Source organism: Sulfitobacter sp. M85, from assembly GCF_029285915.1.
Lineage (GTDB): Bacteria > Pseudomonadota > Alphaproteobacteria > Rhodobacterales > Rhodobacteraceae > Sulfitobacter > Sulfitobacter faviae.
Genome location: NZ_JABECQ010000005.1, coordinates 181,387 through 196,276 on the forward strand (window position 1 = coordinate 181,387; position 14,890 = coordinate 196,276).

Here is a 14,890-nt window from a genome sequence, read left to right on the forward strand (position 1 = left end):
AGCGGCGGCCCGCGCGTTTAGCTGCCCTGACAGGGCATCGCCGCCAGAGCGGAGGGGTCGAGCGAGCCTTCGAGGTCGGCAAACATCCGGCTGAGTGATTGCTCCGCCGTCGGATCGACCGGCTCATAAAGCTCGGCCAGCGCCTGCGCGTGGAGCGGCACGTTGGAGGTCACCGCCCCGCGCGGCCCCACGGGGCCGAAACAGCCATCCGCCATGGCGAAATAAAGCGCACCGGATTCGCCCGTCCGAAGGGAGGGCGGCTCTTCAGTGACGGGCACATCCCATGTGTCGCCCTTGTTCATCACACCTTCGAAAATCACCGTGCCGTCAGCCGCGCGCACCCGCACCCAAGAGGGGTAAGCTGCGACCATGCGCACTTTCTCGCCCAAAGGCTCAACAACCTGCGGTTTGGGCAGGTCGGTATCGGCATTGGCGAGCATCACCGCCTCGTCGATGGCGCTGGTGATGCTGTCATCGCCCTCCGTCGCCTCGGCCACCACGGTGCCTTGCGGGGCGGTATCGGGGCGGTCCGGCGTCGGGAAATTGCTGACAGAGCGCGGGTCGATAGAAGCAATCGGCGCGTCACGCGCCACCAGCACCGGCACGTCAAGCGCTTGTGGGCGATATAGCCGGTCCAGCGCCTCGGCCCGGGGGCTTTCCACGCTTTGCGGCGCGGCGGAATCGTCTTCCGCGTCGGGTGCGCTGGCCAGAGCCCCATCCAGCGGGTCGAGATCGGAAAGCACGATCGGGGTCTGATCCACCGGGGCCACCTGCACGCGCTGCACCTCTTTCAGCACGGTCCAACCGCCAAAACCAATGGCCGAAATCAGCGCGATCAGCACCAGCGAAGAGCCAACCGCCCCCGGCTCAATCCGACTGAGCAACCCGTCGCCCGTGGGCACGAAGGGCGTGTTGGGCCGGGCGAAAAGATCATCTTCTTTCGGGGACTTACGGCGTTCCTCAAAGCTCGGCTTTTTGACCACAGAGGCTTCGGCGGACATGCCATGGGCCACGGCAAAACCGGATTCCTTGCAGAAGGCGGCAAAGGCCTGATCAGGGTCCATATTGAGGTAGCGCGCGTAGGAACGCACATAGCCCGCGATGAAGCCGGGCGTGTCAAATGCGCCGGGATCACAGTTTTCGATTGCGGCGATATAGGAGGCTTTGATGCGCAATTCGCGCTGCACGTCGAGCAGGGATTTACCAAGCGTGGCCCGTTCGCCGCGCATGACATCCCCCAACCGCAATTCGAATGCATCGAACCCTTTGGGTTCGACTGTTTCGTCCTCAGCGGTTCTGGAGGCCCATCGCCCGATCATCAATATGCCCTGTCCCTGTTAGCCTGTAGCTTTGATCCAAACACGCCCCAACGATTCGGATGTAGCCTTTTCTTGACAAAAGGCTACCACAAGACAACGGAAAACACGAATAGCGCTGCGTTAGCCCGCAGCTTCGGCACGATTCAGCGCACAATGCGACCAGAGCACGTCCATCCCCCGGACAAGCGCATCCATCTCTTTGGGTCCATGTACCGGCGAGGGCGTGAAGCGCAACCGCTCCGTGCCGCGCGGCACGGTGGGGAAGTTGATGGGCTGAACATAGATGCCGTGATCTTCGAGCAGCATGTCCGACAGAAGCTTGGTGTGCACCGGGTTGCCCACCATAACGGGCACGATGTGGCTGCCATGATCGATGATCGGCAGGCCCAACCCCTTCAGCCGCAGCTTCAAAGCCTTGGCCTGCTGCTGGTGTTTCTCACGCAACTCCGGCGCGCGCTTGAGATAGGCGACCGAAGCGGCGGCACCGGCAGCCACGGCAGGCGGCAGCGAGGTGGTAAAGATGAACCCCGGTGCATAGGAACGGATCGCGTCGCACATCTTGGCCGAGGCGGCGATATAGCCGCCCATTACGCCGTAGGCTTTGGCCAGCGTGCCGTTGATGATGTCGAGCCGGTGCATCAGCCGGTCGCGTTCGGCCACCCCTGCCCCGCGCGGGCCATACATGCCAACCGCGTGCACCTCGTCGATATAGGTCAGCGCGCCGAATTCATCTGCGAGATCGCAGATCTCTTCGATGGGGCCGAAATCGCCATCCATCGAATAGATCGTTTCAAAGGCGATCAGCTTGGGCGCGGCAGGGTCATCCGCCTCCATCAACTCGCGCAGATGGGCGACATCATTGTGGCGGAAGATACGCTTGGCCCCGCCATTGCGGCGCACGCCTTCGATCATGGAGGCATGGTTCAGTGCGTCGGAATAGATGATCAGCCCCGGAAAGAGCTTGGGCAGGGTCGAAAGCGTGGCGTCATTGGCAATATATGCCGAGGTGAACAGCAGCGCCGCTTCCTTGCCATGCAGATCGGCCAGTTCGGCCTCTAGCTGCTTGTGATAGACCGTTGTGCCCGAGATGTTGCGTGTCCCGCCAGAGCCTGCGCCGGTGGCGCGCAGCGCTTCTTCCATGGCTTCGATCACCACGGGGTTCTGCCCCATGCCCAAATAGTCGTTGCCGCACCAAACGGTGATATCCTGCTGCGACCCGTCGGGTTTGGTCCAGACGGCATGGGGGAACTGACCATTGCGACGCTCGATGTCGATGAAGGTCCGGTAGCGTCCTTCGTCATGCAGGCGCGCAATCGCCGCGTCGAGCTTCTCGTTATAGTCCATGCGCGTCTCCATCTTTTGGCGCGAACAGGAGGGGGCCCCTCCATATTCAGCTTTTAGAATGATTACAGATCCAAAGCCGAAGCTTCAATCTCTTATCCCGGCCCCTTTGCGGGGCGAACTGTCGCAGGCGCTGCGCGTTCTACGCTCGATTTAAGATTGTTCGCTTGTATTGCCAGCCGCTTTCATGCTTCCAAAGGACCAATCCAGAAAGGGCAGTTTGTTTTGCGCGCCACTCCACATCCCCAGCAGGACCAGCGCCTGCGGACGCTTTATAATTACGAGATTCTCGACACCCCGCGCGAGGAGGAGTTCGACGAGATCGTCGAACTGGCGGCTGAGATCTGTGACGCGCCGATTTCAGTGATCAACCTGATCGACAAGGACAGACAGTGGTTCAAGGCCGAAGTGGGTCTGGGTGCGCGCGAGACGCCGCTCGAAACCTCGCTCTGCTCTCACGCGATTCTGGAAGAGCCCTTCGTTGAGATTCCCGACACGCTGAAAGACCCGCGCATGGCCGACAACCCGCTGTGCACCGCAGGCGACGGGCTGCGGTTTTATGCAGGTGCGCTGCTGATTGCGTCCAACGGGCTGCCGCTTGGCACGCTGTGCATCCTCGACACCAAACCCCGCAGGCTGACCGCGCTGCAACGCAAGGCGATCTCTGTCTTGTCCCGTCAGGTGATGAAACAGCTCGACCTGCGCCTTTCCCTGCGCAGCCAAGCGACGCTGATGAGCGAGGCCGACCACCGGGTCAAGAACTCGCTTCAGACATTGTCGGCCATGGTGCGGCTGCACAGCCGCCAGTTGGACGATATGAACACGGTCAATGTGTTGAACGACATCCAGCGCCGCGTCAACGCGATGGCAACGCTCCATGGTGAACTGCAATCCGGGCACGGGCGCGATGAGGTCGATGCGGGCAAATACCTCGACAGGGTCCTGGAGCTTTTGCAGGAAACCGCACCGGGGCATGTCAAAATCAGCTACCGGTCGGACCCTGTGACCCTACGATCCAGCGCGGCTTCATCCTTGGGGCTGATCATTAGCGAGTTTGCCGCCAATTCGATCAAACACGCCTTCCCGAATGGCGCGCCCGGCCATATCGAAATCGACCTCAGCCTGCGGGACGGGCATTTCCACCTTGAATGCAAAGACGATGGCATCGGGGCCGCGAACGAAGGCAAAGGGCGAGCCGACAGCATTGGGCAGACCTTGATGGCGGCGGCGGCGTCGCAGCTCAATGCGCAGGTCGACAGCCAGCTTACCGCCGAGGGCAGCCGCCTCTCGCTCACCTTTTGAACGCGGGCCCTACGGCCACTGGACACGCCCTGCCCGCCTGATACCTTCGCGCCAAATTCACAAGCGCAAGGAATTATGCCCATGTCCCTCGACGATGTTCTCGCCCGGATCGACAACGATCTGCCCGCCGCCACCGACCGTCTGTTGGACCTGCTGCGCATCCCGTCAATCTCGACCGATCCGGCCTATAAGGCCGATTGCGACCGCGCCGCCGATTGGCTGGTGGCCGATCTCAAATCCATAGGTGTGGAGGCCGAGAAACGCGCAACGCCGGGCCATCCGATGGTTGTGGGTCATGTGGGCGAAGGCAAGCCGCACCTCCTGTTCTACGGCCATTATGACGTGCAGCCGGTCGATCCGCTGAACCTGTGGGACCGTGACCCGTTTGATCCCGCGGTTGAGGAGACTGACAAGGGCCGCGTGATCCGGGGCCGCGGGGCCGCCGATGACAAGGGCCAGTTGATGACCATCATCGAAGCCCTGCGCGCGTGGAAAGAGGTGAAAGGCGATTGGCCCTGCCGCATCACCTTCTTCCTCGAAGGCGAAGAGGAATCCGGCTCCCCCTCCCTCGTCCCATTTATGGAGGAGAACGCGGGGGAGTTGAAAGCCGATGTGGCGATGATCTGCGACACTGGATTGTTCGAAAGCAAGACCCCCGCCATCGTCACCATGCTGCGTGGGCTTTTGGGCGAAGAGCTGACCGTCACCGCCCCGTCGAAAGACCTGCATTCGGGCATGTATGGCGGCATTTCGATGAACCCGATCCGCGCGTTGAGCAAGGTGATCGCCGCACTGCATGACGACGAAGGCCGCATCACCATCCCCGGCTTCTATGACGGCGTGCCGGACCTGCCCGAGGATCTGGAAGCGCAGTGGCAGGGCCTCGCCTTTGATCATAGCGCCTTCCTCGGCGACGTGGGGCTCAGCAAACCGGCGGGTGAGCAGGACCGCACCCCGCTTGAGATGATCTGGTCGCGCCCGACCTGTGAGGTTAACGGCATCTGGGGCGGCTATACCGGCGATGGCTTCAAAACGGTGCTGCCCTCCGAGGCCCATGCCAAGATCAGCTTCCGCCTCGTCGGCACGCAAGACCCGCTCGCCATCCGTGAGAACTTCCGCAAGATGGTGGCTGAGATGCTGCCCGAAGACTGCACGGTCGAATTCTCAGGCCACGGCGCCAGCCAAGCCTCGGGGGTGGACATCGGTCATGCGATGTTCGAACCCGCCCGCCAAGCGCTCAGCGACGAATGGCAGGTGCCTGCGGCCTATATCGGCTGTGGTGGCTCGATTCCGATTGCCGGGCATTTTCAGAAGATTCTCGGGACCGAGCCGATGCTGATCGGTTTCGGCAAGGATGACGATCAAATCCACTCCCCGAACGAGAAATACGACATGGAGAGCTTTCACAAAGGCATCCGCTCCTGGGCGCGCATCATTGATGCGCTGACCTGAGCAGATTGGCGATCGGGCCTGCCCGGTCGCCATATATTCCACTGTCAGGGCCTCAAAAGGCAACGCTGAAAACCCTGCGCGAACTAGGGCTTAGCGCCTGCACGTTACGAAATGAAGTGGGAAAGTGGCGCGGTTGACGGGGCTCGAACCCGCGACCCCCGGCGTGACAGGCCGGTACTCTAACCAACTGAGCTACAACCGCGCGATGTGGGCGGAATAGGCCACGGGGCGCGGGGCGTCAAGCGCATTCGCGTGAGAAAATGCGCTTTCCCGAAAGAAGTTTTTGAGTGGCATTTTAAGGGGATTGGAAACGAAAAAAAGGACCTCAAAGAGGTCCCCTTTTCAGGCAGCGGTGGCGCGGTTGACGGGGCTCGAACCCGCGACCCCCGGCGTGACAGGCCGGTACTCTAACCAACTGAGCTACAACCGCCCGCTGCACTCTCCAGGTCGCCCCGGAGCGTTTGGGTGTTCTATGGTGAGGGCGCTCCGCCGTCAAGCGCGGTTTGCGCGAAAATGTGAAATTTTCGTAAGTTGTTTTTGGGGCGTTTGATGGGCTGGGTTTGAGGCCGAAAATCGGGTGATTTTCGCGGAGGGATCGGGCCGCTTTTGCTTGGCCGCCCCGATGGTCGGGGCTGACGAAGGCTATGGCTTGGAATACTGCTATGCCGCGGAGGCATTGAGCTGATGGCCCAACATCAATCGCTGAACGAGAGGGAAATGCTGCGTCGTGAGAGGCTCGAACTCCCGACCCAGACTGACCGCGCAGCGGGCGGGCGTCGGTCGGGCTCACCACTGGGGCAGCCGGTTGATCCAAATAAATAGGTTGGAGGGATGGTGGGTCGTGAGAGGCTCGAACTCCCGACATCTTCGGTGTAAACGAAGCGCTCTACCAACTGAGCTAACGACCCGACTTGGACCTGATAGCCCAAGGTGGGGGCGGGCTTCAAGCCTATAATGTCAGCCTTTCTTGCTGACCGTTCTCGAGACGGAAAACCACCCCCTGCCCGCCTTGCATCTCCCGCAGCGCGGCAGGCGTGCGGCCCAGTAAAATAAGACGCAACATGCGCGATGTGATGCCGTGGGTGATCAGCACATGGGGGCCGGTCAGGCTGTCCAGAAAGCGCTGGCAGCGCTTATGCAGCGCCGCGAATCCCTCCCCCTCGGGGGCGTGTTCATAAAGATCGTAGGAATCACGCGCGGCGGGGGTTTGGCGCAGCAACGTCTCGCGCGGCATTCCGGCCCAAGCGCCGATGCCGATCTCCCCCAAACGAGGATCAGGCGCAGCCTTTAGCCCCGTCCCTGCCAGCGCGATTTCGGCTGTGACCACCGCCCGCCCCTGCGGGCTGCTGAGCGCCGAGAACCCCGCTAGATTGCAGCGTTTCAGAATAGCATTCTGCGCCGCGGCCTGTTCGCGCCCCCGCTCGGTCAGCGGGGAATCGAAATGCCCTTGGAGCCGATTGGCGAGGTTCCACTCCGTCTCCCCATGGCGCAGGATATAGAGCGTCGTGTAACGGCTCATGCGGGAGCTTCCAAGATGCGCTCGGTCCTGTTCTCCAACAGATAGACGCAGCCCTGCCGGTTGCTGAGCCGACCGGCCTCTGCCGCATCGACGCCGCATACCTCTGCGCGAAGCACCTGCCCCCAGAGCCCGTGGGCGACCAGCACCGTCGGCGCGGTCAAACTGTCGAGCACCGCCCGTATCCGCCCACGAAAGGCCGCCAGCCCCTCCCCGCCCGGCGCGGCGGCGTAGATCTCCAACGGGGCCGGGGCGCGGGCAGCGAGGTTGGGGTGCGCGGCGAATATCCCATCCCGGGTTGCCCCCTGCCAATCGCCTGCATGGATTTCTTTCAGCCGGGCATCCGTTTGGAAAGCGGCCCCATTCAACGCAATCCGCGCCGTCTGCTGCGCGCGGCCAAGCGGAGAGACGAGGATATCCGGCTTTTGCGCAAGGATCGCTGGCATGATCTGCGCTTGTCGCTCGGCCTCAGCGATGCCCTGATCGGTCAGCGGTGAATCGAGATGCCCTTGCAAACGAAACGCGCGATTCCACTCGGTCTGCCCGTGGCGCAGGAACCAGATTTTAGGATGTGCCGACATGCTCTCTCCGCCCGTGGTGCCCGTGGTATGGGCCGATGGGGATAAGGATCACTCCGACGCAGAGAAGGCAAGCCATGGTGCATGGGTGCAGGCTCGGAGCGGCAAGCTAATTCAACGCGAACTAGGGGGAAGATGGTGGGTGATAAGAGATTTGAACTCCTGACATCTTCGATGTGAACGAAGCGCTCTACCACTGAGCTAATCACCCTTGCGGGGCGAAGTAGCCAATTGCGGCGCGGCTTGCAAGAGGGTTTGGCGCAAAAACTGTCGCGAGATGCGGCGGGCCCTGCCCCACGGTGGATACGAAAAACGCGCGCCCCGGAAGGCGCGCGTTGATGACATTCTGACGGCCCGTTCGCCTTAATGCGTGGTCGTGGCGTCCACGCCTGCGGCGCGGGCCTTCATCGCAGCGGCTTCGGCGGCCTCTTGGGCGGCTTCATCCCAATCAATCGCTTTCGGCTTGCTCACCAGCGCATGCTCCAGAACTTCCGAGACATGGCTCACGGGGATGATGGTCAGCCCCTCTTTGACGTTGTCGGGGATGTCCGGCAGGTCTTTCTCGTTCTCCTTGGGGATCAGCACCGTGGTGATGCCGCCGCGCAGGGCCGCGAGAAGTTTCTCCTTCAATCCGCCGATCGGCATGGCGTTGCCGCGCAAACTGACCTCGCCGGTCATGGCTATGTCGCGCCGCACCGGGATCTGCGTCAGCACCGAGACGATCGAGGTCACCATCGCCAGACCGGCCGAGGGGCCGTCCTTTGGCGTAGCGCCGTCCGGCACGTGAACGTGGATGTCCAGCGTGTCGAACTTCGGCGGCTTGATCCCGATCTGCGGAGAGATCGACCGGACATAGGAGCTGGCCGCGTCAATGCTTTCCTTCATCACGTCGCCAAGCTTGCCGGTGGTCTTCATCCGGCCCTTGCCCGGCAGGCGCAGCGCCTCGATGCTCAGAAGCTCACCGCCAACGGAGGTATAGGCCAGCCCGGTCACGACGCCGATCTGGTCCTTCTCCTCGGCCAGACCGAAGCGGTGCTTGCGCACGCCGAGGTAGTCTTCGAGGTTGTCGCCAGTGACGGTGACGCTCTCAGCCTCCTTCTTAACGATCTTGGTCAGCGACTTACGCGCCACTTTGGCGATCTCGCGCTCAAGGTTCCGCACGCCGGCCTCGCGGGTGTAGTAGCGGATCATGCCGGTGAGGGCCGAATCCTCGATCTCGAACTCTTTCTTCTTCAGACCGTGGTTCTTGATCTGCTTCTGCACCAGATGCTGCTTGGCGATCTCGCGCTTTTCATCCTCGGTGTAGCCCGAAAGAGGGATGATCTCCATCCGGTCCAGAAGCGGCCCGGGCATGTTGTAGCTGTTCGATGTGGTCAGGAACATCACGTTCGACAGGTCGTATTCCACCTCGAGATAGTGGTCCACGAAGGTGCCGTTCTGCTCCGGGTCGAGCACTTCGAGCATGGCCGAGGCCGGATCCCCACGGAAGTCCTGCCCCATCTTGTCGATTTCATCGAGCAGGATGAGCGGGTTCGTGGTCTTGGCCTTTTTCAGCGCCTGGATGATCTTGCCGGGCATGGAGCCGATGTAGGTCCGACGGTGGCCGCGGATCTCGGATTCGTCGCGCACGCCGCCGAGCGAGATGCGAATGAACTCGCGCCCCGTGGCCTTGGCGACCGATTTGCCCAAGGATGTCTTACCGACGCCCGGAGGGCCGACGAGGCACATGATCGGGCCTTTCATCTTGGTCGAACGCTGTTGCACGGCCAGATACTCGACAATGCGCTCCTTGACCTTCTCAAGGCCATAGTGATCGTCATCGAGAACCTTTTGCGCGCGGCCCAAGTCCTTCTTCACGCGGGATTTCACGCCCCACGGGATGGACAGCATCCAGTCGAGGTAGTTACGCACCACGGTGGCTTCGGCCGACATTGGCGACATGTTCTTGAGCTTCTTCAGCTCGGCCTCGGCCTTTTCGCGGGCTTCCTTGCTCAGCTTGGTCTCGGCGATCTTGGCTTCAAGCTCGGCGACTTCGTTCTTGCCGTCCTCGCCGTCCCCCAGTTCCTGCTGGATCGCCTTCATCTGTTCGTTCAGATAATATTCGCGCTGCGTCCGCTCCATCTGGGACTTCACGCGGGTCTTGATCTTCTTCTCGACCTGCAGCACCGACATTTCGCCCTGCATCAGGCCATAGACCTTCTCAAGCCGCTCGGAGATGCTCAGCGTTTCCAGCAAGTCCTGCTTCTGCTCGACCTCGATGCCAAGGTGACCGGCCACGAGATCGGCTAGACGCGCGGGCTCGGCGCTTTCGCCAACGGCTGCGAGCGCTTCCTCGGGGACGTTCTTCTTGACCTTGGCGTAGCGCTCGAACTCATCGGCCACGGTACGCAGCAGCGCCTGCGTGGTGGCCGCGTCACCCGGCATCTCGGTCAGATACTCGGCGCGGGCCTCAAAGAAGTTGTCGTTCTCAAGGTATTCGGTGATGCGCACCCGCGCTTGGCCTTCGACCAGCACTTTCACGGTGCCATCGGGCAGTTTTAGCAGTTGCAGCACATTGGCCAGCACACCGGCCTTGTAGATGCCGGATGTGTCGGGATCATCCTCGGCGGGGTCGATCTGGCTCGACAGCAGGATTTGTTTATCGTCCGCCATCACCTCTTCAAGGGCGCGGACGGATTTCTCGCGGCCAACGAAAAGCGGCACGATCATGTGCGGAAACACGACGATGTCGCGCAGCGGAAGCACCGGGTAGGATGCGTTCAGTGGCTCTAACATGCTCAATTCCTTATCTTAGCAAGACATCCGGGCCCCTGTCATAGGCGGCCTCTGACATCCCCTCTTCTGGACAGGACATGTGTGCATCCCATCCGCCTGTTTCAATCCCTTGCGGGCTATTCGACCGCCATCATCGCGCTTCGGCGGGATGGAGGCAAGCGCGCGATGGGGTGATTTCGCCCCAATTGCGTGCGTCGTAAGATAGGGGCGCCGCGCGGGCGCCCCTGATCGGTCAGGCTTCGGCCTGTTCCAGCGTCGGATAATCGGTAAAGCCTTCGCGCCCGCCGCCATAGTAGGTATCGGTATCGCCCTCGTTCAGCGGCCCGTTCATCTGCCAGCGGCGCGGCAGATCGGGGTTGGCGATGAAGGGGCGGCCCACGGCGACCAGATCGGCCTTATCCTCGGCCACGGCCTTGATCGCCATTTCGCGGTCATAGCCGTTGTTGGCCATGTAAGGCCCGTCAAAGAGCGCCCGCAGCGCGGCGATGCTTTCGCCTTCGTCCAACTCGCGCGAGCCGCCTGTCGCGCCTTCGACAAGATGCAGATAGGAGAGGTTGTAGCGGTTCAGCCCCTTCACGACATATTCAAAGGTCTCTTGGGGATTGGCGTCTTCGATCCCGTTGGCGGGCGAAAAGGGCGAGAGGCGCAGCCCCACCCGTTCGCCGCCCCAGACTTCCGTCACCGCATCCAGCACCTCGAACAGCAGCCGTGCGCGATTTTCCACGCTGCCGCCATAGGCGTCCTCGCGTTTGTTGCTGCCGGTTTTGAGGAATTGGTCCAGCAGATAGCCATTGGCCCCGTGAACCTCGACCCCGTCGAAGCCTGCTTTCTTGGCCATCTCGGCGGCATGGGCATAGTCGGCGACCAGACGCGGCATCTCATCTAATTCAAGCGCGCGCGGCTCGGAGGTATCCTCGAACCCGTTGGCGGTGAAGGTTTTCACGCCAGCGCCGATAGCAGAAGGCGCGACAGGCTTGCCACCATCGGGTTGTAGGGAGGTGTGGCTGATCCGGCCCACATGCCACAGTTGGACGACGATCCGCCCACCTTCGGCATGCACCGCGTCGGTCACCTTGCGCCATGCAGCGACTTGGCCCTCGCTATGAATGCCGGGGGTCTGGAAATAGCCCTTGCCCTCAGGGCTGATCTGCGTGGCCTCGGTGATGATGATGCCCGCGCCGGCCCGCTGGCGATAATAGTCGACATGCATGTCCGAGACTTCGCCGGTCTCATTATCCGCGCGGTTGCGCGTCAGGGGGGCCATCACCAAACGGTTCTCGGCCGCGATCTCACCGGCGGTGAAAGGGGTAAAAAGCTTCTCGGTCATATTCGGGCCTTTCCTTGCAATAGAATGTGCAAGGCACCTAAGACCCCGCCACCTTGCAGCAAGGATCATCCGCACAAATTCCCGTGAGGCCGAGGCGCCCGCCCCTCAGAGCGGGTCGATGTCGCCCTGTTCGCGGCCTGCGTGGAAATCGGCCTGCCACTGGGTGAACCGCCCCGCCGCAATGGCCGTGCGCATGCCGGCCATGATGTCTTGGTAGTATTGCAGGTTGTGCCATGTCAGCAGCATGGACGAGATGATCTCTTGGCTGCGGAAGACGTGATGCAGATAGGCGCGCGAATAGTTGCGGCAGGCCGGGCAGCTGCAATTCTCATCCAGCGGGCGCGGATCATCCTGATGCCGCGCGTTCTTGATGTTGAGCACGCCCATCCGGGTAAAGACCTGCCCCGTACGGCCAGAGCGTGAGGGCAGCACACAGTCCATCATGTCGATGCCGCGCGCCACGGCACCGACGATATCGTCGGGCTTGCCCACGCCCATCAGGTAGCGCGGCTTGTCCTCGGGCAGCATGTCGGTCGAGAAATCCAAGGTAGAGAACATCGCCTGCTGCCCCTCCCCCACGGCCAGGCCACCGACGGCATAGCCGTCAAAGCCGATCTCGCGCAGCGCCTCGGCGCTTTCTTGGCGGAAGTCTTCTTCCAACCCGCCTTGCTGGATGCCGAACAACATGTGACCGGGGCGGTCGCCAAAGGCCTCTCGGCTGCGCTTGGCCCAGCGCATCGACAGACGCATGCTTTCGGCGATGCGGTCCCGGTCGGCGGGCAGCGCCGGGCATTCATCGAAACACATGACAATGTCGGAACCCAGAAGCTCCTGAATCTCCATCGAGCGCTCCGGCGTGATCTCATGTTTGGAGCCGTCGATGTGGCTTTTGAAAGTCACGCCGCGTTCGGTCAGCTTGCGCAGGCCGGCAAGGCTCATCACCTGAAAACCGCCACTGTCGGTCAGGATCGGCTTGTCCCAATTCATGAACTTATGCAGCCCGCCCAAGGCGGCCACACGCTCTGCCGTAGGGCGCAGCATCAGGTGGTAGGTATTGCCCAGCAGAATGTCCGCGCCGGTGGAGGCCACGCTCTCGGGCATCATCGCCTTAACCGTCGCTGCTGTGCCCACCGGCATGAAGGCAGGCGTGCGGATCTCGCCGCGCGGGGTTTGGATCACGCCGCTGCGTGCCTTGCCGTCCTGCGCGTGTTTGGTGAATCCGGTGCTGGTCATACGATGCCCTCTCTGCCTGCGACTGGCGCGATAAACCAGTGGCGGGAAACATGCAATAAAGCTGAAATAGCCGAGATTGCACGAGAATGGTATCGTTCAAAGGATAACGGGCTTGGTGCTTGGCCGGGCTGGATCGCCGCCGCTTGATCACCCCCAACGCATTCCTGCGCACGCTTTGAAGCCAGCAATCCAACTATGCGCGGCTCGCTACGCGCAACCTCAACGCAGCCCGAACGCCCGCAAATAGCGTTTCAAAGCGCCGCGTAGCCTTGAATTGCCCGAACCCCCGCTACATTGCGCTATCCATGCAGCGGCTTGCCTTACTCCCACGCGCTTTCGCGACTGTGTTTCCTCGTTTTCTGGGGGCCTTCGTGCTGGCGATTGCGCTGCTGACGGGGGCCGCCACCGGGCAGGCGCAGGAGAAATGGTTCCAAACAACCGAGCTGAACCCCGGCCTGCCGCCACCGCCTGAGACGCTGGACCGCGGCACACCGATGGCCGCGTTAGAAAGCTTCATCTACCTCACCGACAATGGGCACTATTCGGACGCGGCCCATATCCTTGACCTGTCGGACCTGCCGCAAGGGGATCAGGCGGTTATTGGGGCCGAGCGCGCTTTTCAACTTTCCGTCCTGATGGAGCGCAAGGTCGTCGTGCCATGGCGCAGGCTGGCGGACCGGCCCGACGGCTGGCTCTCAGGCTCGGCCGAGGACAATGACACCGGGCGCGTGCGCCGTTCGCTCTTGATCGACCGTCTGGAACTGGGCGGCCATGACGTGCCACTGCGGCTCAACCGGATCAAACCCGGTGAGGATGCTGAGCCTGTCTGGGTCTTCTCGCGCCAAAGCATCGACAACATTCCGCATCTCCACGCGCAGTATGGCCCCACGGACCTTGAGACGATGCTGCCCGACTGGCTGCGCATCCGCGCCTTTTGGGGCATGTACCTCTGGGAAGTGCTGTTCCTGCCCCTTCTCATGGCGGTCGCACTCACAGCCGGTTGGTTCGCCTTCAGCATCATGCGCCGCCTTGGGCAGGCCGCCAAACGCCGCTGGATGCGCTTTGTGCTCCGCTCCTTCCGCTGGCCCGCCGCCATCGTGCTTTGCGCCGCGATCATCGGCACGGCCACCAGTCGGGTCTTGGTCGTCTCGGGCTTTATCGACGCGGTGCTGAGCCCGATTTTGCTGATCGCCTATGTTACCGCCGCCGCCCTCGCCATTGTCTTTACCTTTGACGAGATCTTTGACCGGATCAGCCCCAACAACGCCTATGAGCTTGCCGATCCGATGAACGCCCATATGCGCTCCATCGCCACGACAATCGCGGCGGCGCGTAAAGGGGTGATCGTGATCGCCGTGCTGGTCGCCTCGGGGGTGATCCTCGTCTCCAGCAATGCGGACAACACCCTTGGCCTGTCGCTGCTGGCCTCTGCCGGTGCGGTGACCATCGTCTTGGGTTTCGCCGCGCGTGAGGTTCTGGGCAATATCCTCGCCTCTATCCAGATTGCGCTGAACCGCTCTGCACGGATCGGGGATCAGCTGATCTTCGAAGGGCATTTCTGCACCGTTGAGCAAATTCACTTTACTTACGTGCAACTGCTCAACTGGAACGGCACCCGGCTGATCGTGCCGGTCAGCTATTTCGTCTCCGACGCCTTTGAAAACTGGTCGATCGAGGATCACGCCATGGTGCGCCCCATCATTCTGACCCTGTCGCAAAACGCCGATGTGGCAGCCCTGCGCCGCGTGTTCTTTGACCTCTTGGCCCGCGAAGACCCCGATGATGTCAAACCGATGGACAAGGCCAAGGTGCATGTGCTCGACCAAGATGCCTTTGGCATCAAGGTGCGCTTCGAGTTGCCCACCGACAATGCCGCCACCTTTTGGGATATCGAATGCCGCGTGCGCGAGGAACTTCTTGCCGCCGCCGCGCGGATGGAGAAAGAAGACGACGTCCGCATGTTGCCCCCCGCCCCCGCGGATATGGGCACCCCCTGACATCGCGCCGCTTGATGCAGCCCCTGCCGCAGGTTAGGCAGGCAGACCAA

At 61.9% G+C, this 14,890-nt stretch carries 10 protein-coding genes and 4 tRNA genes; 3 read left to right on the forward strand and 11 right to left on the reverse strand.

Going from position 1 to position 14,890, the window contains the following annotated elements:
- Positions 1 to 17 precede the first annotated feature (17 nt).
- Positions 18 to 1,319: a RodZ domain-containing protein gene (locus HKX24_RS11630; RefSeq protein ID WP_271693489.1), complete on the reverse strand. Its 1,302-nt coding sequence runs from the start codon at positions 1,317 to 1,319 to the stop codon at positions 18 to 20.
- 120 nt (positions 1,320 to 1,439) lie between these two features.
- Positions 1,440 to 2,663: a 5-aminolevulinate synthase gene (hemA, locus tag HKX24_RS11635; RefSeq protein WP_276154019.1), complete on the reverse strand. Its 1,224-nt coding sequence runs from the start codon at positions 2,661 to 2,663 to the stop codon at positions 1,440 to 1,442.
- Positions 2,664 to 2,885: 222 nt separating this feature from the next.
- On the opposite strand from hemA, the gene HKX24_RS11640 reads away from it, so the two are divergent.
- Both HKX24_RS11640 and HKX24_RS11645 read left to right on the forward strand, forming a co-directional pair.
- Positions 2,886 to 3,962, forward strand: a complete 1,077-nt coding sequence (locus tag HKX24_RS11640) for a histidine kinase dimerization/phosphoacceptor domain -containing protein (protein ID WP_271693488.1) — start codon at positions 2,886 to 2,888, stop codon at positions 3,960 to 3,962.
- 81 nt (positions 3,963 to 4,043) lie between these two features.
- A complete protein-coding gene (locus HKX24_RS11645; RefSeq protein WP_276154020.1) occupies positions 4,044 to 5,414 on the forward strand; it encodes a M20/M25/M40 family metallo-hydrolase in 1,371 nt (456 codons plus the stop codon).
- Between the two features lie 125 nt (positions 5,415 to 5,539).
- On the opposite strand, the gene HKX24_RS11650 is transcribed toward HKX24_RS11645, so the two are convergent.
- The 9 genes from HKX24_RS11650 to tgt all read right to left on the reverse strand — a co-directional run bounded on the left by HKX24_RS11650 (position 5,540) and on the right by tgt (position 12,843).
- Positions 5,540 to 5,616 (reverse strand) — tRNA-Asp (locus HKX24_RS11650).
- A 151-nt stretch (positions 5,617 to 5,767) separates the two neighbouring features.
- A tRNA-Asp gene (locus HKX24_RS11655) sits at positions 5,768 to 5,844 on the reverse strand.
- Between the two features lie 402 nt (positions 5,845 to 6,246).
- A tRNA-Val gene (locus HKX24_RS11660) sits at positions 6,247 to 6,322 on the reverse strand.
- 41 nt (positions 6,323 to 6,363) lie between these two features.
- Positions 6,364 to 6,933 carry a histidine phosphatase family protein gene (locus tag HKX24_RS11665; protein WP_271693486.1) on the reverse strand — a complete coding sequence of 190 codons (570 nt, stop codon included), beginning with the start codon at positions 6,931 to 6,933 and terminating at the stop codon, positions 6,364 to 6,366.
- The gene (locus tag HKX24_RS11670; protein WP_271693485.1) at positions 6,930 to 7,511 is read right to left on the reverse strand and encodes a histidine phosphatase family protein; all 582 of its coding nucleotides are present in this window, start codon (positions 7,509 to 7,511) and stop codon (positions 6,930 to 6,932) included. The genes HKX24_RS11665 and HKX24_RS11670 overlap by 4 nt, the downstream gene beginning before the upstream one ends.
- A gap of 133 nt (positions 7,512 to 7,644) precedes the next feature.
- A tRNA-Val gene (locus HKX24_RS11675) sits at positions 7,645 to 7,719 on the reverse strand.
- Between the two features lie 152 nt (positions 7,720 to 7,871).
- On the reverse strand, positions 7,872 to 10,283 hold the full coding sequence (gene lon / locus HKX24_RS11680) for an endopeptidase La (RefSeq protein ID WP_271693484.1): 2,412 nt from the start codon (positions 10,281 to 10,283) through the stop codon (positions 7,872 to 7,874).
- 232 nt (positions 10,284 to 10,515) lie between these two features.
- Positions 10,516 to 11,610 carry an alkene reductase gene (locus HKX24_RS11685; protein WP_271693483.1) on the reverse strand — a complete coding sequence of 365 codons (1,095 nt, stop codon included), beginning with the start codon at positions 11,608 to 11,610 and terminating at the stop codon, positions 10,516 to 10,518.
- Between the two features lie 105 nt (positions 11,611 to 11,715).
- Positions 11,716 to 12,843: a tRNA guanosine(34) transglycosylase Tgt gene (gene tgt / locus HKX24_RS11690; RefSeq protein ID WP_067265027.1), complete on the reverse strand. Its 1,128-nt coding sequence runs from the start codon at positions 12,841 to 12,843 to the stop codon at positions 11,716 to 11,718.
- A 371-nt stretch (positions 12,844 to 13,214) separates the two neighbouring features.
- On the opposite strand from tgt, the gene HKX24_RS11695 reads away from it, so the two are divergent.
- Positions 13,215 to 14,840 (forward strand): mechanosensitive ion channel domain-containing protein, encoded by a 1,626-nt coding sequence (locus tag HKX24_RS11695; protein ID WP_276154021.1) that lies wholly within the window; start codon positions 13,215 to 13,217, stop codon positions 14,838 to 14,840.
- Positions 14,841 to 14,890 lie beyond the last annotated feature (50 nt).